At 55.9% G+C, this 21,130-nt stretch carries 14 protein-coding genes; 10 read left to right on the top strand and 4 right to left on the bottom strand.

Annotated elements, in window-relative coordinates:
• Nucleotides 1–100 precede the first annotated feature (100 nt).
• Complete coding sequence (locus ABEA92_RS20610; RefSeq protein WP_345685746.1) at nucleotides 101–1,546, top strand: FAD-dependent oxidoreductase; 1,446 nt, start codon at nucleotides 101–103, stop codon at nucleotides 1,544–1,546.
• A 43-nt stretch (nucleotides 1,547–1,589) separates the two neighbouring features.
• Here ABEA92_RS20610 and ABEA92_RS20605 read toward each other — a convergent pair whose 3' ends face one another.
• Entirely contained in the window at nucleotides 1,590–3,407 is a 1,818-nt protein-coding gene (locus tag ABEA92_RS20605) for an exo-alpha-sialidase (protein ID WP_345685745.1), read from the bottom strand.
• Between the two features lie 367 nt (nucleotides 3,408–3,774).
• Here ABEA92_RS20605 and ABEA92_RS20600 point away from each other — a divergent pair, with 367 nt between their 5' ends.
• The gene (locus tag ABEA92_RS20600; protein ID WP_345685744.1) at nucleotides 3,775–4,740 is read left to right on the top strand and encodes a DUF4886 domain-containing protein; all 966 of its coding nucleotides are present in this window, start codon (nucleotides 3,775–3,777) and stop codon (nucleotides 4,738–4,740) included.
• A 291-nt stretch (nucleotides 4,741–5,031) separates the two neighbouring features.
• Here ABEA92_RS20600 and ABEA92_RS20595 read toward each other — a convergent pair whose 3' ends face one another.
• Nucleotides 5,032–5,454 (bottom strand): PGPGW domain-containing protein, encoded by a 423-nt coding sequence (locus ABEA92_RS20595; protein WP_345685743.1) that lies wholly within the window; start codon nucleotides 5,452–5,454, stop codon nucleotides 5,032–5,034.
• A gap of 174 nt (nucleotides 5,455–5,628) precedes the next feature.
• Here ABEA92_RS20595 and cls point away from each other — a divergent pair, with 174 nt between their 5' ends.
• The 3 genes from cls to ABEA92_RS20580 all read left to right on the top strand — a co-directional run bounded on the left by cls (nucleotide 5,629) and on the right by ABEA92_RS20580 (nucleotide 9,657).
• Nucleotides 5,629–7,224, top strand: coding sequence for a cardiolipin synthase (cls, locus tag ABEA92_RS20590; RefSeq protein WP_345685742.1), 1,596 nt, complete (start codon nucleotides 5,629–5,631; stop codon nucleotides 7,222–7,224).
• A 222-nt stretch (nucleotides 7,225–7,446) separates the two neighbouring features.
• A complete protein-coding gene (locus tag ABEA92_RS20585) occupies nucleotides 7,447–8,235 on the top strand; it encodes an MIP/aquaporin family protein (protein WP_345685741.1) in 789 nt (262 codons plus the stop codon).
• A 108-nt stretch (nucleotides 8,236–8,343) separates the two neighbouring features.
• Nucleotides 8,344–9,657: an outer membrane protein assembly factor BamB family protein gene (locus ABEA92_RS20580; protein WP_345685740.1), complete on the top strand. Its 1,314-nt coding sequence runs from the start codon at nucleotides 8,344–8,346 to the stop codon at nucleotides 9,655–9,657.
• A 294-nt stretch (nucleotides 9,658–9,951) separates the two neighbouring features.
• Here the strand turns inward: ABEA92_RS20580 and ABEA92_RS20575 are convergent, their stop codons facing one another.
• Nucleotides 9,952–11,367, bottom strand: a complete 1,416-nt coding sequence (locus ABEA92_RS20575) for a sulfatase family protein (protein WP_345685739.1) — start codon at nucleotides 11,365–11,367, stop codon at nucleotides 9,952–9,954.
• A gap of 425 nt (nucleotides 11,368–11,792) precedes the next feature.
• Here ABEA92_RS20575 and ABEA92_RS20570 point away from each other — a divergent pair, with 425 nt between their 5' ends.
• From ABEA92_RS20570 to ABEA92_RS20560, 3 genes are read left to right on the top strand one after another with little or no spacing between them, the layout of a single operon-like run.
• Nucleotides 11,793–13,337: a sulfatase family protein gene (locus tag ABEA92_RS20570; protein ID WP_345685738.1), complete on the top strand. Its 1,545-nt coding sequence runs from the start codon at nucleotides 11,793–11,795 to the stop codon at nucleotides 13,335–13,337.
• A 57-nt stretch (nucleotides 13,338–13,394) separates the two neighbouring features.
• Complete coding sequence (locus ABEA92_RS20565; RefSeq protein WP_345686104.1) at nucleotides 13,395–14,882, top strand: sulfatase; 1,488 nt, start codon at nucleotides 13,395–13,397, stop codon at nucleotides 14,880–14,882.
• A gap of 10 nt (nucleotides 14,883–14,892) precedes the next feature.
• The gene (locus ABEA92_RS20560) at nucleotides 14,893–16,173 is read left to right on the top strand and encodes an MFS transporter (protein ID WP_345685737.1); all 1,281 of its coding nucleotides are present in this window, start codon (nucleotides 14,893–14,895) and stop codon (nucleotides 16,171–16,173) included.
• On the opposite strand, the gene ABEA92_RS20555 is transcribed toward ABEA92_RS20560, so the two are convergent.
• Nucleotides 16,158–17,690 carry an SDR family oxidoreductase gene (locus ABEA92_RS20555; protein WP_345685736.1) on the bottom strand — a complete coding sequence of 511 codons (1,533 nt, stop codon included), beginning with the start codon at nucleotides 17,688–17,690 and terminating at the stop codon, nucleotides 16,158–16,160. The two genes, ABEA92_RS20560 and ABEA92_RS20555, sit on opposite strands and share 16 nt — an antisense overlap.
• Before the next feature lie 406 nt (nucleotides 17,691–18,096).
• Here ABEA92_RS20555 and ABEA92_RS20550 point away from each other — a divergent pair, with 406 nt between their 5' ends.
• Complete coding sequence (locus tag ABEA92_RS20550; protein ID WP_345685735.1) at nucleotides 18,097–20,091, top strand: matrixin family metalloprotease; 1,995 nt, start codon at nucleotides 18,097–18,099, stop codon at nucleotides 20,089–20,091.
• A gap of 131 nt (nucleotides 20,092–20,222) precedes the next feature.
• Nucleotides 20,223–21,101 (top strand): M28 family peptidase, encoded by an 879-nt coding sequence (locus ABEA92_RS20545; RefSeq protein WP_345685734.1) that lies wholly within the window; start codon nucleotides 20,223–20,225, stop codon nucleotides 21,099–21,101.
• Nucleotides 21,102–21,130: the final 29 nt, after the last annotated feature.

The raw sequence follows: 21,130 nt of genomic DNA, 5'->3' as shown, positions 1-21,130 counted from the left end.
ATATAGACTGGTAAGACGGACCTGTTTCCCACGCAGCGATTTACGCAACCGGAGTGCGGTCGCCAGGCTGTGAGGATGTCTCCCATGGGATGAAACCAAAATGAACTTAAAGTCGTCGTCGCGTCGTGCTTTTCTGCAATCGGCTGCTGGTGGTGTTATTGTTTCTGCATCGCTGACGTCGCCGGATACTGACGCCGCCGCCGCGAGCGAGGCGATTCGCGTGGCGAACCCTGTCAGCGGCGATGTTTTGCAAACGCAGGGGATGTTATCTGCCGACCGCCGACAACTAATCGAACAACAGCGAGCGATCCCCGTTGCGGGAAACACCGATGTCTTAGTCTGCGGAGGTGGACCTGCCGGGATCGCCGCTGCCATTGCGGCCGCTCGCGCCGGCGCATCGGTGCAATTGATCGAGGTCGCCGGATGTTTGGGCGGTGTTTGGACCGCAGGGCTGCTGACTAAAATCCTCGATGCCGAAAACAAGTCGGGGGTCATGGACGAGCTGCTAACGGCGTTTGCATCGCGTGGCAGCGAGGTGGCACGCGATTCACGTGGCACCGTTTACGATCCCGAGATCGCCAAGCTGGTTCTGGAAGAGTTGTGCGTCGATGCGGGGGTGAAAATTCGCTTGCATACTCGATTGGTCGGGGCCGTCACCGATTCGAACAACCGCGTGGTCGCGGTGCTGACGGAATCCAAATCAGGACGCGAAGCCTGGCTGGCCGACCGCTTTGTCGACTGCAGCGGCGATGGCGATTTGGCGGCCCACGCTGGCTGTCGTTTCGATGTTGGAGTGGGTAGCGATTGTGAATGTCAACCGATGTCGATGCTCGCGTTATTGACCGGGATCGATGCCGAAGCCGTTCGCCCCTACATTCGCGAAACCGCAGCGTCCGCCAAACCGTTGCTGTTAAAGTTGATGGAGGACAACGGGATCACGCCATCGTATCGCGGACCGACACTTCGGCATCTGCACAGCGGAATCTACTCGATCATGACCAATCACGAGTACGGTGTGTCCGCGTTTGACGCTGATGCCATTACCCAAGCGACCATCCGGGCCCGCCGCGAGATTCACGAAATCGTCAACGGATTGCGAAGTCTCGGCGGCATCTGGAAAGACATCGCCGTGGTCGCGACTGCCGAGCAGTTGGGCGTACGCGAAGGTCGCCGGATTCGCGGTCGCTATCACATTACTGCACAGGATCTTGCCAAGGGATTAAAGCACCCTGAATCGGTCTGCCAGGCCAAGTTTCCGATTGATGTTCATGCACTGAATCAAGATGGCAACAAAGAGGTCAGCCGCGAGTTTAAGAAAGGTGGTCTGAAGCCGTATGACATCCCGTATCCTGCCTTGATCGCCGCTGATGTCGACGGATTGCTGATGGCAGGCCGCTGTATCAGCGGCGATTTCATTGCCCACTCGAGCTACCGAGTGACTGGCAATTCGGTGCCGATGGGCGAGGCCGCCGGGCGAGCCGCTGCCATCTCGGTCAAGCAACATGTGATGCCTCACGAGTTGAAGTGGGATGAGATCAAAGGCTAACGAGGAGCTGTTCGGTTCGCGTCGAAAGTCTTCGCGACGCTTGCTACGGCGATATCAAACTTCGAATTGGGATCACGGCTAGCTCGGCACTGTTGTTGTTCCACAATTCACGTCCGCTTCCGACACGGCCGACGCCGCCACCGCTGTTGGAATAACCAACATACAATTTTCCGTCATGCTCGATCGCGTAGGGATACGACAATTTCGCTTGCGGATGCGATTCGCCTGGTCCGTCGTCATCTTCCGCGTGGCGAATCACGAACGCTTTGCTGAACAGGTTCTCATTGGGGCGCGTCACCGCAATCGTCAGCGGCGAACGCCGTCCGCCATTGTTTGCTGCCGTGGTTCCGACGAGATAGTGTTGACCGCTGCTGAGCGTGCCGGTGTAGGGTTTACTTGTCGTCATCGGCAGATCCGATGGACGTGACGCGGTCCATGTGCGACCATAATCGTCGCTCTCGGCAAGCAGCGCGGTGGCCTCAGCTCCATAGCGAGAAACATTGACGATCGTCGCACCATCGACAAACGCGGTCGATTCACCCCACATGTTGCCGATTCCCTCACCGCGTGGGATCACAATTAGATCCCAGGCGGTGAAGTCATCACTGTGGCTGATCGCGACTGCGGCAGGATTGCCATCGCCGACACGAAGACCACCCATGATCCAGTTGCCGTCTTGCATTTTGATCGGCTGCTGCATCGGCCAAAATCCGCCTTCGATTACCGTTCCCTTTGGCGTCCAAGTCTCAGTCAACTCGTCAAGCAGGTAAGCACGAGTGTGGACGCTTTGCATCGTGCCGGAGTACGCTCCGTGAAACGCCCAAAATTCGCCATCGTGCGAATGGAACACTCCATGGCTGACTCCGATTCCCGGTTCGTCCCCCGCGTCAATCGTCGTCACCTCGCTCCAAGTCCGGCCGTCATCATCGCTGTGGCAGACTCGTGCCTGTTCGGAATCCGTATTCTCGCCACCTTGATTGTGCCCGAACGAGGCGTATAGACGGTTGCGATGAAATCCGAGTGCCACGCCATGCAAGAACCGATACCCATCTTTCGAAAACTCGTACGGTTTGATCACACCGAAACGCACGCCATCGAGGTGCGGAAGATCGGAAGCGGTGGGCAACGTGCTGGTCTCATCCCACAACGGAACCGGTTTCGGTAACTCAGGAACTTCATGTGTTGCGGTCACCGGATGATACAGATCCTTCATTTCCGCAGCGGTCAACGATCGGTCGAACCAGCGAGCCAAGTCCAACGCGCCGCTGAAATTTTGGCGAAGATGACCGTCGTCGTTCACGCCGGCAAAGGTCATTGGAGTCTCGCTGGGTTGGAGCGGTTGCTTCAGTAGCACACTTGCGGCAAGTTCGCCATTGACCCAAAGCTCGGCGGCGTCGTCCCGCAATTGGATCGCGACCAAATGCCAATGGCCTGGTTTGGGGACTTGGTCGCAGTCGGCGGTGACCCATTTGCCTTGCCATACATACAGTCGGAAACGTTTGTCGTTGTCAATCATCACCCCCCAATTCCGCTGGCCCAACGAGTATTGATGCGCCGCAGCAATCATCTGCTGAGTTCCGCCAAGCCGGTAGGGATTGACCCAGATCGCCAGCGTGAATGGCTTGTTCGCGGCGATCCGTTCGGCTGAATCTTTCAGCGTCAGTAACGATCGGCCGTCAAAAACGAGCGAGCGGTCCTGCACACCATCGGCGGTTTGGATGTCACCGTGGACGATAAAGTCGCCGGTGCTGTCGAGCGACCACGTCATGTCGGAAACCGGAGCGTCGCCGGGACTAGCAGCCAAAGTCAATAGAGTGCCGGCGAAACCGAATAGGAGCGTGAGTGCGAGGCGTGCGGTCATGAATCGAGGAGAGGGGGAGTGAAGGAGTGAAGGAGTGAAGGATCTGCAAATGTACCACGAATCGTGAGTGTTTGCTGTATCACTGGTTAAGACGTCAACCAGGTACACGGAAACCTCGCTGCGGATAGGCTCTAGGCTGAGACGCTACGACTCCGGGCTTGTAGCGATTTTCCATCGCCGCTTTTTCGTTAGCTATTCACCAACATCGTAGACTGCTGACTTAGCACCAAGCGAATAGGCTGGAGGCCGAAACTCTTGGCGAGTTTCGCTACGGGGGCCATGAGGCAGTCACGTGCGGTCAATCTTTGCTAGACTTAGGAACTTCGTTGTTAGCTCCCTCCCTCACCCAACACACCTTCACCTCGCCATGACTTACCACCCCGCCCGCCTCGGTTCACGACTCGTCCTTTCCGTCGTGCTCGTCCTATTGGTCGCGTCATTTGCATCCGCAGCGGAAAATGACTCTAAAACCTCTCGTCCGCACGAATCCAAGCGGACGATCCGCGTACTGACGATTGGGAACAGCTTCGCTCAGAACGCCTGTCTGTTTCTTCGCGAGATCGCACAATCCGAAGGCTCGGTCGAACTTGTGATTGGCACTGCCAACATCGGAGGCTGCACGTTAGAAAAGCATGCCACGCTGGCGGTTCAGTCGGCGAGTGATGGCGAAGTGCGGCCGTACCGTGATGCAGCCAGTGGAAAGAAGTTAAGTTTGCAGGACTATCTGAAACTGCAACCCTGGGACTTTGTCACCGTCCAACAGATGAGTGCGCTCAGCCACAAACCCGAAACCTATCATCCGCACATTGATCAATTGGCGGCATTGGTCGAGCAGTTGGCGCCGACGGCTCAGCTGTTGATTCACCAAACGTGGGCGTACCGACAAGATTCGCCGCTATTGGCGAAAGATGGATTGAGTCAGCAGCAGATGTATGATCGGCTGCGTAACGCTTACGACGCTAATGCCAAGCAATTTGATGCACGCATTCTGCCAGTGGGAACCGCGTTCCAGATGGCTCGCGGAACCGCCGGACGCACCGTCGTTGCTCCGGACCCAAATTTCGATTACGAAAATCCCGAGTATCCCAATCTACCCAACCAAGACCACTCGTTGGTGATTGGTTGGCATTGGCGGAAACAAGGTGACAAACCGCGATTGGCATTGGATTTCAAACACGGCAATTCGCATGGTTGTTTCTTGGCGGGGCTCGTCTGGTTCGAATATTTGACGGGAATCGCCGCCACCCAAACGACGTTCGCCCCCAAAGGGATCAGCGACGACGACGCAGCCTTCTACCGCCAAATTGCCCACACCGCCTGTACCGATCAGTGATGGATGGCAAGTTGTCCGAGCAAGATGTGTCTTGCTCTATCGCACGTCCAAGGCGAATGTTTTCAAGTTGCACTTTTAGCACAACCCGACGCGTCAGCGAGGGAATCTCGATATTTTCTCGGTCCCTCGCTAACGCTTCGGGTTAGGATTTGCCTTGAAAAACGGCAGTAGCGTAACCTCAAAAGGCGAATGTTGCGTGTCGCTTGGTCGGCTTTTCACCATGTTGAGCTTTGGCTGACCATGGACGAATTTAGGCTGACGTGGCGGGCTGGGGCCGCGACGCATTCATGCTTACGAGGAATGTACGATGAAGTCGGCCTTTCCCCCTTTTCGCCGGATCCAATTCAGCGGCTTCAGAATAAAGGGCTTCGACACCAGCGATCGTTGTAGCTGGTATTTCCCTGGAAAATCGAGCAGGGACAAACCAATGAAGATGGTGAGCAGTCCTTGCCCCGGCAGCACCAGCATGGCGACCCCCATCGTCAAGAACGCCGCGCCGGCGATGTTTTTCAAGACAATCCAAACGCAGTGATAATAGACCGACGCTCTGGTTTGCGGGCGGATCATGATGCGGTGGCGGTGATTGAAATAGTCACTCGGAAGCCGCAGAATCAGCCAAGGCACCGCGACGATTGAAGCCGCAAACACGATCGCGGACACCGTCGCTACCCACCAAAACATCGGTTCGGTGATCATCCCGTACAGGTTCAGCATCGCTTTTCGTTTACCTTGTTTCCAATTTTACCAGCGTCAGTGACTTGCAATTTTTGTTCCATCCTCTGCTGGAACGTTTGCGATGACGCTGTGTTGGCACGAAAGCTGCATTTTGATGCTCGTCGCAGTGCAACCGACCTCCGATGATGCTTCCTTTTGTGAGCTGCTCTACTGATGACCACCCCAGCCGCGTCTGGTTCCAAGCGGCGATTGTTACCCGCGCGGATTTTTGAATGGATCGATCGCAAACGCGAAGCGGTCTCGAGAACGCTTTGGCGCCCCATCCGGCTGCTGTATTTGCGTCACGAACGATCGCGCCGCGTGGTCGCTTGGATGCGTCTTCATCGTCGCAGCATCACGGGGTCAATCTTGCTATTGGCTCATACGCTTGGCTTCGTCTCGTCGATCAACGTGCTCAGCGAACCTCGGACGCCGCAAGGGGCGATTGCTTGGATCGTCACGCTCAATACGTTTCCCTACGTCGCCGTTCCCGCCTACTGGGCGATCGGTGAAACGGACTACGGCAAACAAGCGATCGCCTACCGCGCCCGCCAATCCGAGGGAGCTCCGATCTTGGACAGGTTGAACCGAGATCTGGTGGAGATGGGATTGGCGCTGGCTCCGGAAAATGAAACGCAGCATCTACTCAGTAGGCTCGTCCATTTCCCGGTGACAGAAGGAAACGCGGCGACCGTGCTGATCGATGGCAAGCAAACCTTTGCTTCGCTTTTCGAGTCGATCGAGCAAGCCAATTCTTATGTCTTGGTTGAGTTCTATATCCTGCGGGATGACGAGCTTGGCAACCGGTTGGCTGATTTGTTGCTGAAAAAAGCTCGGCAAGGTGTGCAAGTCAAGGTTCTGTACGACGAATATGGCAGCCGCGACATGTCAAGCCGATACGTCGACCGTTTGCGAGCAGGAGGCGTTCAGATTCACGGATTCAATCCGCCCTTGGCCGATGGATCCACAACGCGTCTTAATTTTCGTAATCACCGAAAACTGGTCGTCGTCGATGGACGTGAGGCGTTTGTGGGCGGGCACAATATCGGTGACGAATACCTTGCGGACAACGAAGAACTCGGTGTCTATCGTGATACGCACGTGCGTTTCGAAGGACCGATGGTGCAGTGCGCGCAGATCGTTTTTGCCGAGGATTGGCACGCCGTGACCGACGAACTACTCCATCAACTGCAGTGGACACCAACGCAATCGGAAAATGGTGAGGTCAAAGGTATTTGTCTTCCCAGCGGGCCGGCCGACACGTTTGAAACCGCGTCGTTGTTTTTTCTGCAAGTGATCAATCGTGCGGAGGAGCGAGTCTGGATTGCAAGTCCGTACTTTGTTCCGGATCAACAGATGTCCACGGCGCTGCAGTTGGCGGCATTGCGTGGCGTGGACGTTCGTGTGATCATTCCCGAAGTGTCGGATGCACGGATGGTTTGGCTCTCTTCGTTTTCGTACCTGCCGGAAATGGAAGACGCGGGGGTGAAGATGTATCGCTATCGAGATCGGTTTATGCACCAAAAGGTAATCTTGGTGGATGATGACATCGCCTCGATTGGTACCGCCAACTTTGACAACCGTTCGTTCCGGCTCAATTTCGAGTTGATGATGGTTTTCTTTGATTCGACCGTCGCTGGCCAAGTCGCGGAGATGCTGGAAGAGGATCTCCGCAATTCAGCACCAGCACCGGGCAGCGAATTGACCGACAGCGCCTACCCATTTCAGCTGCTCGTGCGAGGCTCGCGACTGCTGGCACCGATCCAGTAATCGTGTGTATGGCACGTTTCAACGCGACGCGGCGTGGCGGCGGCGATGCGATGATTGTCTGGGGATTGGCTGGCTGCGAAACGCGAATATCGTAATTTGCTGTTTTCGAATGTTGGAAACGGCAGTACAGGCGTTTGGCATCCACTATGATCTGTGTTTTCCGGTAAGCAAAGCCGCGGTTGACGCGTTCGATCGTGACTCGTCACGCAGGCGGCTACCGTGATGCCCACCCCCATCCCCACAGAAAACTCGAAACCAAAGTTCATGTCCCCATTTGTCGCTGAGTTTATCGGCACGATGATGCTGATTTTGTTTGGCAATGGCGTGGTCGCCAATGTCGTCCTGGCCCGCACCAAAGGAAACGATTCCGGTTGGATCGTGATCGCAGCGGGCTGGGGAATTGCGGTGTTCATCGGCGCCTTTTGTGCAAACGATTTCAGTGGTGCTCATTTGAATCCCGCCGTTACCGTGGCGATGTTGATCGCCGGTAAGTTGAGTTTGCATTTGGCGGTTCCTTACTTTGCCGCTCAGTTACTAGGTGCCATCGCGGGTGCGACCCTCGTCTATCTGTTCTACCGTCAACATTTCAAAGCCACCGAGGACGCCGATGGCAAGTTGGCCTGTTTTTGCACCGCTCCCAACATTCGCGACCTTCCACAGGCGTTCTTCTGTGAAATGGTGGGCACCTTCGCGTTGATATTGCCCATTTTTTTGATGATTACTCCGAGCTTGATGCAGGGTGATACTCCGGCAGACACCGATCCTGTGCTCGGTCTTGGTACCCTTGGCTTTTTGCCGGTTGGGATGTTGGTGTTCGGAATCGGTTTGTCACTCGGCGGGACCACTGGCTATGCAATCAACCCCGCTCGAGATTTGGGGCCGCGACTGGTGCATGCGTTGTTGCCGATCGCTGGGAAGCGTGATAGCGATTGGGGCTACGCATGGATTCCCGTTGTCGGGCCGATCGCCGGTGCATCGCTTGCCGCGATGGTGTATTTGATGATTGCCTGACCCGAGGTGGTTGATTGAGAATGTTGATTCGCAGGCTGGTTGCGTTATGATCGCGAAGCGGTCGACGACTTTGACTTGATAAAACTCTTTTGCAACGATTGATAAGTGATGGAATATTCTTTGAAACGATTCTACTGTCTCGGCCCGGCCACGGTGGCTGTTGCATGGTGTTGTCTGGCGCACGTCAACCATGCCACCGCACAATCGCCCAACATCACGGCTGAATCAAAATTGACATCGACCGATTGGCCTGGATGGCGAGGTCCCACCGTCAACGGCATCGCCTCATCGGATCAAGATCCACCTTTAAAATGGAGCCGCGAAGACAACGTGTTGTGGCGAACGCCGATCGCGGGTCGCGGGCACGGTTCGCCTACCGTGCTCGGTTCACGCGTTTATCTGCCGACTGCTGACGAATCGCGGAAGGTCCAGTTGGTATTGTGCTTCGATCGTGCTACTGGCAAACCGATATGGGAGTCCGTCGTGCATGAAGGTGGGGTCGAGAACAAGAGCGGCCGCAAGGCGAACGAGAAAGCAACACTGGCTTCGTCGACCATCGCAACCGACGGAACGCGTTTGTACATCAATTTCATCAACGACAGTGCGATGTACACGTCAGCGTTGAATCTAGATGGGAAAGTGCTGTGGCAGACTCGCGTCAATGAATACTTGATTCATCAAGGCTATGGATCCTCGCCAACGATCTATCAAGATTTGGTGCTTGTCACGTGTGACAACAAGGCGGGCGGTGCGATTGCTGCGCTGAATCGCGACACCGGTGACATTGTTTGGAAGCGGAATCGTCCCGAGCTTCCCAATTATGCATCGCCGATCGCTTTGAAGATCGACGGGCGTGAGCAATTGATCGTCACCGGATGCGATTTGGTGACCAGTTTGAATCCGTTGACGGGCGAAACATTATGGGAAATCGAAGGGGCGACCACCGAGTGCGTGACCACCACGGTGACCGACGGGACACACGTGTTCAGTAGCGGCGGTTATCCCCGCAACCACCTGGCAGCAATCGTTGCGGACGGATCAGGGAAGATTGCTTGGGACGAAAACTTGCGAGTTTATGTACCTTCTTTGTTGCACCGTGATGGCTATCTGTATCTGACACTCGATGCCGGCGTCGCGATGTGTTTGGACGCCAAGACGGGTGAAACGATGTGGAAGAAACGGCTCGGAGGATCGTTCACCAGTTCGCCCGTGATGGTCAAGGATCGCATTTACGCTACCAACGAAGACGGGCAGACGTTTATTTTTCGCGCGAGCCCCGATGAGTATGAGAGCCTCGGTGAGAACCGGTTAGGCGAAAGCGTCTTTGCCTCTGCAGCAATCGCCGGTGGCCAGATCTTTTTGCGGACTGCGGCCCACGAAGACGACAAACGCCAAGAGTACTTGTACTGCATCGGCGAGTAGTCTGATGGCGGGCGATCGGAACTCACGGTGGGGTGGAAACTGGATGAAATCTTGGGTGGCGGAGAACCGGAAAGACCGACCGTTTCACGAACCCAAGCGTTTTAGTGATTCAGACTTGCGTCGTTCTGCCAATACGCTTGAGCCGTAACTCCAAAGCTCAATCCTCGACCGGCTTGTTGATTGTTTGAGCCGCGACGCGTCAGCGGCCGGGGCCCACACGCCACCCGGTGCGTTGCGGCCCACGGCTCACCATTGCGATTTGCATTTGGACTGGATCGACAAGCCTTGACCATGCTACGGCAACAATCGCTGCGGCTGGGCGATCGCCGATTCCTCGATCTGGCCGACGGGACGTTGCCCCGATCCTGGTCGTCCACTGTCTCCTAAATCCTCTCGAGCCTGTTCGGCCAACGCCATCAGCCGATCAACGATCTTGGGATGCTCCGAGGCGACGTTATGTTCGCTTGCGATGTCCTCGACGACATTGAATAGCAGCGGTTCAGACGGCTGATTCGGTTTGAAATGCGGATGAGGCCTGCCCGTCACTGGCAAGAATAATTTCCAAGGACCACTGCGGATCGCCTGCAGTTGATCGGTGTGATAATAGTAGAACGCTTGGTAGGGTGATTTGGCGGCTTGTTCGGAAAACAGCAAAGGCGAAATGTCGTGACCATCGATCTTGCGGTCTTGCGGCAACACTCCGCCCGCGAGTTTGGTGAACGTCGGCAGCAGATCCATGGTGGTGGCAAGTTCTTCGCAAACCGTCCCCGCGGGAACCCGCCCAGGTTGCCAAACGATCGTTGGTACGCGGAACGCACCTTCGGCGGTGGTGTAGCCGCGGCCGTGTAGTGGCAGATTCGATCCTCGGCTCAGGTCATTGACATTGCGTTGGATCGGAGCTCCGTTGTCCGACGTCCAAACGACCATCGTGTTTTCGGCAATCCCGAGTTCTTGCAGCTGATCGAGCATCACGCCGATCGACCAATCGAGTTCTTCGATGGCGTCCCCCCACGGCCCGTTTGCACTTTCGCCACGGAATTGTTCGCTTGAAAAGGGTGTCGAGGTGCTGCCCGGCATCGCTTGTGGGAAATACAAAAAGAAGGGTTCGTCGCGATGTTCTGCGATCCACTGCATCGCCCGTTGCGTGTAACGCTTGGTCAACCCGTTGCGGTCACAGGGGGCTTCGATGACCGTTTCGTTTTCCATCAGCGGCAGTGGCGGCCATTGCGAACCGTCTTTCCACACTCGTGCCGTCATGTCGTCCGAGTAGGGGACACCGAAAAAGAAATCGAACCCTTGCCGCGTCGGCAAAAACTGTGGCTGGTCCCCTAAATGCCACTTGCCGACGATCGCGGTGGCATAACCAGAGGACTTGAGTGATTCAGCAATCGTCACTTCATCGGGGTTCAGTCCGTAAGGCGAAACGGGACGCAACACTAAACCGTCGCGAGGATTGGTATGCATGCCAACACGTTGTGCGTAACAACCGGTCATCAAACTTGCACGCGACGGCGTACACACTCCCGCGGTCACACTGAAGTGCGTGAATTTGCGGCCTTCGGCGGCCATGCGGTTAAGATTCGGAGTGCGATGAAGCTTCGAACCAAATGGCTCGATATCGCCGTAGCCAAGGTTATCGCAGAAGACGACGATGAAATTGGGTTTCTCCGACGCTCGGACTTCCTCGGGACAATTTATCAGGAACGTCATCGCCAATGTCAGGCAAACGATGGACCAGCGAACTGGTTTCGTTTGTCTCGGTGCTCTTAGTCCTAACATGATTGGTCGAAGTGACAGTCGTCGTTGCGGTGCGATCATCGGAATTTAGGTGGGCGAGGAGGAGGGGAATCGAAAGGACGCGAATCACAGTCGCCCTGTCGGATCGAGTATTATAGGGTACCAAACGATGGCATTTATCACTGAGCGTACGCCCATGGTCATTTTCGATCTTTCTGGCGAAATCACTGGGAATCGATGTTTACAATGTCGCAGTGCAGGACATTAGCACCAGTGAAATGCGAAACGCCAAGTTCCAAGGTCGAATCGAGCGTTATGGCCGATTCGGGGCCCGCGGCATACAAATTCCCCACAGCACTGAACTTCCCCCACAGCACTGAACTGAGAAGAAGGAATTCATGACACGATCCATCCGCAATTTGTCTCTCTTGATCGCCGTTTTATGCTTGGCGATGATCCCATCGGCTGCCGACGCGGTGGCGGAGGAACGCGACAACGAGTCCCCCAAACGCCCCAACATCCTGTTCATTATCGTCGACGATCAGTCGCCCGAAGATTTCAAGTTTTACAACCCAAAGTCGACTCTGCACTCGCCGAACATCGACAAATTGGCGGCCGAAGGGATGGTCTTTGACGCCGCCTATCACATGGGATCGTTCTCGGGCGCCGTCTGTACGCCATCACGCCACATGGTGATGTCGGGCCGCACCGTTTGGCATTTGCCAATCGCGCCCAATGGCAAACAGTTGTGTCCACCCAATCTAGAACAGAACACGCTTGCTGCGGTGTTCAATCGAGCGGGTTACGACACGATGCGAACTTGCAAACGAGGCAATTCTTATGAAGGGGCGAACAAACAATTTACGGTGCGTCACGACGCCACCAAACGCGGCGGCACTGACGAATCGGGCAGCCCGTGGCATGGCGATCAAGTCATGGACTATCTAAATCAACGCGAATCGGATAATGATTCGGATCCATTTTTGGTCTACTTTGGATTTTCGCATCCGCACGACACGCGTGATGGCCGACCTGAGTTACTTAAAAAGTATGGAGCCACCAATCACACCGATCGCAACTCGCTGCCTGACGAAAATCCCAAACAACCTGCGCTTCCGGAAAACTACCTTCCCGAGCATCCGTTCCCCCATGGGCATCCAGGGTTGCGTGACGAAGTCTCGGTCAGCGGCGTCTGGACGAATCGTGACGAGCGCACGATTCGCAACGAACGAGGCCGCGAATACGCTTGCGACGAGGCGATCGATATCCAAGTCGGTCGAGTACTGAAGAAGCTCGACTCGATGGGCGAACTCGATAACACTTACGTCGTTTATACCTCGGACCACGGCATCGCGATTGGTCGTCATGGATTGCAAGGCAAACAGAATCTGTACGAACACACATGGCGAGTTCCGCTGATCGTCAAAGGACCAGGGATCAAACCAGGTTCGCGTGCGATCGGAAACACCTACCTGCTCGACACGCTGGCGACGCTCTGTGATCTGGCGGGCATTGATCCCCCGGAAACCAACGAAGGGATCAGTTTCAAACCGGTTTTGGAAGGGAAGAAGTCAAAGGTGCGTGACGTGTTGTATGGCACCTACAGCGGCGGTACCAAACCGGGGATGCGAGCGGTCAAGAAAGGCGATTGGAAACTGATTAAATACGATGTCTTGGATGGCACCGTACGCGAGACGCAGCTCTTCAACCTCGCAGAAAATCCTCACGAATTTTTGGCGCAACATGGCAAGCAGGATCCAATGCAGACTGATCTCGCAGAGAATCCCAAATACGCTGACAAACTGGCCGAAATGGAGGCTTTGCTGCTGAGTGAGATGCGGCGGCTGGACGATCCGTATCGTCTTTGGGATCAACCGAACGACGGATTGACCGCACCGGCCAAGCAAACGCCGAAGAAGAACAAGCCGAAGAAGTCGAAGTAACCTGCGACTCCATTTGTCCGTTCCCCACCGCTGACTTCTTTTGAGAGTGCTTCGTTGATGTTGTTTCGCGTTTGCATTGCAATGTGCGTTTCGCTCGCGTGTGGTGTTCCTCGCACTCACGCGGGCGATCCCGCGGCGCCAATAACCTCGTCCCGGCCACCGAACGTGTTGTTCATTGCGGTTGACGATTTGGCGTGCACGCTTGGTTGTTACGGAGACGTGATCGCGAGGACGCCGAATATCGATCGGCTTGCCGCCAGCGGCGTTTGTTTCCAACGAGCTTATAACCAATTGCCGCTGTGTAACCCCACCCGGGCGTCGATCATGACGGGACTGCGGCCTGACAAAATCAAAGTCTACGACCTGGATCGCCACTTTCGCGACGAGTTGCCCGATGTGGTCACGCTATCGCAATCGTTCCAGGCAGCTGGATACTTTGCCGCTCGCGTTGGCAAAATCTATCACTACAACGTGCCGGCGGCGATTGGGACGGACGGTTTTGATGATCCGCCGTCATGGAATCATACCATTAACCCCCGAGGTCGCGATAAGACCGACGAGGTGTTGGTCTACAACGCCGAACCGCATCGAAAGATCAGCGGCGCACTCAGCTGGTTGGCTGCCGACGGCGAGGACGAAGAGCAGACCGACGGGATGATCGCCAGCGAAGCGATCAAGCTAATGCAGCAGAAACGCGACAAACCGTTATTCCTTGGCGTCGGTTTTTTTCGTCCGCACACGCCGTATGTCGCCCCAAAGAAATACTTTGATTTGTATCCGGCGGCCGCGTTGCGTTTGCCTTATTCGCCGCCGGGCGATCGCGATGACATTCCGCTTGCCGCATTCGCGCATAATTGTCCCGTGCCAAACTATCAACTCGATTACGACACGTTGATCAAGGCGACGCAGGCCTATTATGCGTGTGTCTCGTTTGTCGATGCTCAGGTCGGACGGCTGATGGATGCGCTTGAGCAGCTGGATCTCGCAGAAAATACGATCGTGGTGTTTTGGAGCGATCACGGCTATCACCTCGGTGAACACGATGGCATCTGGCAAAAGCGAACCTTGTTCGAACAATCCGCCCGTGCTCCGTTGATCATTCGGTCACCCACGCACGAGGAATCCTCGGGCGTGTGTCGCCGAATTGTCGAGTTCGTTGATCTCTATCCGACGCTGACCGATTTGGCCGGGATCAAGGCTCCTGAGAATCTTGACGGTCGCAGTTTGCGTCCCTTGTTGAACAACCCGCTTGCGCCGTGGGATAACGTCGCGGTGACACAAGTATTGCGGCCTGCGGACGATCGACTCGGTGATCAGGTGATGGGGTGCAGTATCCGCACCGACCGCTATCGCTATACCGAGTGGGGCGAAGGCAAATATGGTTTTGAGCTATACGATCATCATGCCGATCCGCTGGAGTTCAATAACTTGGCGATCGACCCGGACGAAGCGACCAGAGACGTGATCGCGCAGCTGCGACCGCTGCTACGTTCACACGCGTCCGGGCAAATCCCGGTGACGCCCGTGAATCCCGAGCGGCTATAGGAACGATGGCATGAGCGAAACCGAACCCACGCCGGGTCGCCCCCCGTTGACGTTGGCGATGTTGGCATTGGTGATTGCGGGTGAAGCCATCTTTTTTTTGCCGTTTGTGATCGCTCGTGTGTTTCGTCCGACGTTGTTGGAAGTGTTCGGGATCAGCAACCTTGAACTCGGTTATGCGTTTGCCTCCTACGGCGTTGTTGCGATGCTCGCGTACTTTCCTGGCGGCCCGCTTGCCGACGCGTTTGCGGCTCGCAAGATGATGACGGTGGCTTTGCTATCGACGTCGCTTGGCGGAGTAGTGCTGGCCGCGATCCCGTCGCTGGGGGTGATGAAGTGGTTGTATGCCTATTGGGGGCTGACAACGATATTGTTGTTTTGGGCGGCCATGATTCGCGCGACGCGTGAACTCGGCGGCGACGAGTTTTCAGGAACCGCCTTCGGTATCCTCGATGGCGGTCGCGGATTGGTCGCAGCCGCCACCGGTTCGGTCGCGGTGCTGGTCTATTCGTGGTTGTTACAAGGCGATTCGGATGCAGCAACCTTCGCGGAACGCACCGCCGCGTTTCGACAAGTGATCCTGGTGTTCGCCGGAATCACGTTGGCATCAGCGATGTTGGTTTGGTTTGCCGTTCGTGTTGACGATCGCGACACGGTGGCAAGCGAGCCGAGAATCACATGGGCAGGTGCCGTGGCAGTGCTAAAGATGCCCGCGGTGGCGGTGCAGGCGTTGATCATCGTTTGTGCGTACGTTGGCTACAAAGGACTCGATGATGTTTCGTTGTATGCCCGCGAGGTTTTGGAGTATGACGAGGTTGCAGCGGCGCATACGAGCACCGTATCGATGTGGGTGCGTCCGATCGCTGCGATTGCGGCGGGGATCATCGCCGATCGGACTCGTATTTCGCGGATCACCGCATTGAGTTTCCTAATCCTGGCACTCGGTTGCGGGACGATTGCATTGGGATGGTTCAAACCGGGAATGAACGCCGTGTTTTTCGGTGTGATCATCGTCACTAGCGCCGCCGTGTTTGCACTACGTGGGCTCTATTTTGCGATCATGCAGGAAGGGCACGTTCCGATTCGATACACTGGGACCGCGGTTGGGGTGGTATCAGCGATCGGATATACGCCGGATGTGTTCATGGGGCCGATGATGGGAAAACTGCTTGACGATTCGCCTGGTGCACTCGGGCACCAGCACTTGTTTGCGGTGGTCGCCGCGTTTGCGTTACTCGGTTTGGTAGCTTCGCTTGCGTTCCCGCTGCTGCCAAAGCGTCATGGCGAAGTTTGATTTGCCGGGTCTTGGCAATACGCTTCGGCCCGCTTGGCGACGCCACGTAGCATCCCGGCGAAAACCAATTGGTGCAGCGGCCACACCGAGTACCAATAACACAACCCGAACAATCCGGCTGGATCAAATTCGGCGGTTTGGCGAATGGTCGACCCACCGCCGGGACGGGGGCAAACCTCGTAATCGAGCCATCCTCGTCCAGGCAACTTCATTTCCGCAGCGAGTCGCAATCGCTGGTTAGGTTCGATCAGCTCGACTCGCCAAAAATCGATGGCGTCGCCAACGTGCACGCTGCTCGCATGACGACGGCCGCGGCGGTAACCGACGCCACCGATCAACATGTCCATGAACCCGCGAATCTTCCACAACCATTCGCCGTAGTACCAACCGGCATCGCCTCCGATGCGTTGGATCGGCACAAAGGCGCATTCCGGCGGCACATCCACGTCGATTGTGCGTGAATCGACCAGTCGGCTGCCGAAGGCTTCGCCGCCCCATTTGGCCGTCCGTCCCGCCGATGACAAAGCGTCGGACCAACGGGTTTCCACCATCTCTTGATCTTCACGCTCGATCGCACGCTGGATCGCTTCTTGAATACCGACTGGACGGATCGAAAAATCACGCAGGGCTGCATCATCGGTGACGATCGTTGGATTTTTCAGCCCTTCGACTAGTTTTCGGCCGATTCGGGCGTAGACCGGCGTCACTAACCCAAGCCACAGACTGCTGATTCGCGGCGACAGCAACGGCACGCGAATTCGCATTCGTTTCAATCCGCGTTGGCGAGCGTATTCGTCCATGATGCCGCCGTAGGACACCGGTTGCGGACCCCCGATCTGATAGATTTTGCTTTCCCCGAGCGGCAACTCGAGCGTTTCCATCAAATAGCTCAACACATCACGGATCGCGATCGGCGATGCTTCGGTGGATACCCATTTGGGCCAAAGCATGATCGGCAGTTTTCGGACCAAGGCACGCACCAATTCAAACGACAAACTTCCCGAACCGATGATGACCGAGGCGCGAAACTCGATCACCTGGGCCTCCGATTCTTTCAACACCCTTCCCACTTCATGCCGACTTCGCAAGTGACTCGATAATTCATCATCGTCGTCTTCGCCAAGTCCGCCGAGATAGACAATTCGCTTGACCCCGGCATTGCGAGCGGCTGCAGCAAAATTGGCCGCTGCATCACGATCATCCGACTCGAACCCATCGCTAGTGCCCATCGAGTGAATCAAGTAGTACGCGGTGTGAATCCCCTGCAATGCATCCGTCAGCGTGTCACGCTGGAGCACGTCTCCGTGGACGACTTCGGTTTGCGGAGAAACTCGAGCCCGCAAATTTTCGGGGTGGCGAGCCATGCAGCGGAGCGGACGACCGCTGTCTTCGAGCAACCGCAGCAATCGGCCGCCAACGTAACCGGTCGCACCGGTCAACAAAATGCGTTCGCCGCCGTTGCTGCGATCTTGTTTTGTTGAGGAGGCTGGATGGTCGGTGTGGTTGTTCTCAGGCATGGCTGACATTCGTTACGAAAGATGCTTTGGGGGCGTCGTGAATCCGCTCAAAACCGGTGCCGGACTTCACGATGGCTTCTACCTACTTTAGCGGGGTGTAAAGCCGCAGTCTTCGTGACGGTCACGCTTTGGCATCGTAGATGTCGGTTGTTTTCGCAGTAAACGCATCAAAAACGAGCCGTTTTCAAAAATGCGGGCGCGTAAGTGTGACAAAGCGGTGACGAAATCCTCCTTACCCCAATGACGTCGTTCGGGGGTTTCATTCTGACCCTCCGAAATCCCCGATTGCGTGATCGTTGCAGCGCCGACGTTGTTGTGGTTCTCCGTCAGAGCCCCCTGACGGGGAGCCACGTTTTCAATCTGTACGCTTCTTTTTGTCGCAATACCTAACGTTAAAGCCCTTTTGATGAAACGACTATTTCGAAAACGGACATCGAAGTCAATTCGTAGAAATCAACGCCGCCGATTGGTGGCCGAACCGCTCGAACCGCGACGTGTGTTGGCGGCAAGTTTCGGCTGGGATGGGCCTGGGTTGGGCGGAGCCGAGTTGACTTACACGATCAGCGACTCGCCGAGTTCGCTTTCGCAAGTCGAAGTGGAGACGGCAATCGAAATGGCGCTGGATGCATGGTCCGACGTCGTCGACGTGACCTTTACGCAAGTCGAACAAACCGGGCTGGCGGATTCGATTGACATCTCGTTTACAAACATTGATGGCAGTGGCGGAACGTTGGCTCAGGCCTATTTTCCTGACGATGTTAATCCCGCACGAATCGCGGGCGACATCGAATTCGATGCGGCAGAGGTTTGGGAGATCGGTAACTCGTTGGGCAATCAAGCCTTTGATCTTGTCCGGATCGCGGCTCATGAAATCGGGCACTCGCTTGGGCTGGACCATTTGACCGATATCGGTTCGGTGCTTCAGGCGTACGTGTCGCCTAACCAAGAGTTCACGGCGTTGGATGATAGCGATATCGCCGAAGCGTTGATGTTGTATGCACCGGCGACGGTCAACGACACGGATGACGGTTCGGTCGACGATTCTCCCGTTGATGAGACCGGAGGGAATGATACAAGTGCCGACGAAACGGGCGGCGATGACACGGGCGGCGATGACACGGGCGAGGACGACACGGGCGAGGACGAAACCGACAACGTCGACCCCAGCAACAACGATGATACAGACACCCCTGATTTTGACCTGCCTGACGACGACAATCCGTTCTCACGCCGACGTTGGCGTCGAGGCGGAAATTGGTATCGTCGAGGCGGCCGACTCGAAGCGGATGTCCCGGAAAACCACAACCTGTACTCCCCCACCGATGCGAACGATGACGGATCGACCACGGCGTTGGATGCGTTGGTCATTATCAACCAATTGAGTCGCAGCAATGAATTGACCAGCGGATTTTCGGATGTGAACGGTGATGGCAACGTCACCGCGCTGGATGCCTTGATGGTGATCAACGCGTTGGCGCAGAGCGAAACCGAGGGAATCAGCGAGCTTGTGGTGGCCGCCGAGGCGAGCGACTCGCTCGAGCAGGTTGTTGAAAACGATGACGAGTCGGTAACGACCGAGGACGATAGCGAGCTTACCAACAGCACCCCCACGGTCGGCAGCGACGACGATACAGACGTCGTCACCGATGATGAATTGGACAGTGAATCTGATGAGGGACTGGAGGAATCTGATCAGGAAACCGAGCAGTCCGAAGGGGAAACCGAGGAAACGGACGAGCGGACAGTCGACGATACGGAGTCCGTTGACGACGAGACAGATGCGTCCGACGAGACTGACGAGACAGTTGACGATGACACCCCGGTTGATGACGGTGGTTTGACCGATGAGGATAGCGGTGACGACGAGGATCCCGGGCTCTGTGATCACGATCCCATTACGTCATTTGGTCACCACAACAACTTCGATCCGCAACGTCCGTTTCGCGTCGGATTTGATCAGCTGCTTGCTCGTTACGATGCTGACGAAGACGGCTCGCTAAGCGAAGACGAAATGCCCGAAGTCGTTTGGAACCGGCTGCTTGAGATTAACGTCGATGCCGATGGCGATGGTTTGATCACCCCAGACGAATTTGACTTGTTTACTGAAATCCAGCAAGAAGAACGATTCGCCAGCAAGGATAGCAACGAAGATGGTGCATTAAGCGAGGATGAAGTCCGCCGATTCTGGCAGAAAATCGTGACGGCTGACACCAACAGCGATGGCGGCGTCTCGCTGGAAGAATTTGTCGATTGGCTCGAAGACCGCGAAACCACGGACTCGACGACGTCAACGATTCCGACGGCATCGCCGCAGCGGGCACACCGCAGCGGCAACGACCGCTCAACGTTTTATGACCGTGTGTTTGCGCAACTAGGGCGTCGTGGCGGTCGTGGCCGCTGAGCGGCGACGCTGGTAGGCGACGTTGGTCAATTCGCTTTTGACTTCCTTCGCTCGCGGCGGTATTTTCGGTGACATTCCGGGCCCCAGTGCTGCGTCAATCGAAATACGAATCCCTACGAGCATGTCAGCTGATGAGCGATGAAATTGAAGCGAATCTGCGTCTGCACGTCGATCGAATCGCGGGTCTGATCGGCCCTCGCACCCTTGATCGACCAAAATCGATCGTCGCAACGACGGGTTACATCCAAGGCCAATGGGATGCGATGCAGTACGACGTGCAGTCGGAGGGCTACGATGCGATGGGCCAGCCCGCGACAAACCTTTTTGTTGAAAACGTTGGCACGAAACACGCTGACGAGATCGTCTTGTTAGGGGCTCACTACGACACCGTCGCAGACACCCCCGGAGCCGACGACAATGCGTCGGCCGTCGCGGTGATGATCGAAGTCAGCCGTTTGTTGCGACACCACGCTGGCAAACGTACGGCACGCTACGTCGCGTTCACCTGTGAAGAGAAACCGTACGGTGATTTTGATGCGATGGGCAGCCAGCATCATGCACGTCAATCAAAACAGCGAGGGGATAAGATAATTGGCATGCTGTGTCTGGAAATGGTGGGCTATTTTCGCGACGAAGTCGGCTCACAAAAAGTCCCGCCATCGATACCCAAACCGCTGCATCGCTTGTTTCCCAAACGCGGTAATTTCTTGGCCGCCGTCGGCAACCCTGCTTCTTGGAAACTGAATTGGCAATTTCGCCGTGGCTTTAAACACGGAACAAAAATGCCACTGTTCTCGATCGTGCTTCCTGAAAAAGTGAGCGAGATCCGTCGCAGCGACAACAGCTCGTTTTGGGACCATGGATATGCAGCGTTGATGTTGACCGACACCAGTTTTCTACGCAATGCGAACTATCACCAAGCCACCGACACCCCCGATACGCTCGATTACCAACGAATGAGCGAGGTCACTCGAGGCGTTGCCGCCGCGATGCAACGGCTGTTGCGATGACGCACTCTTTTTAGGTCGCTATCCGATCC

Origin of the sequence: Novipirellula caenicola (assembly GCF_039545035.1) — a bacterium.
GTDB classification, from domain to species: Bacteria; Planctomycetota; Planctomycetia; order Pirellulales; family Pirellulaceae; genus Novipirellula; species Novipirellula caenicola.
Note: the sequence above shows the minus strand (reverse complement) of the source record. Positions and strands in the feature narration are given on the sequence as shown.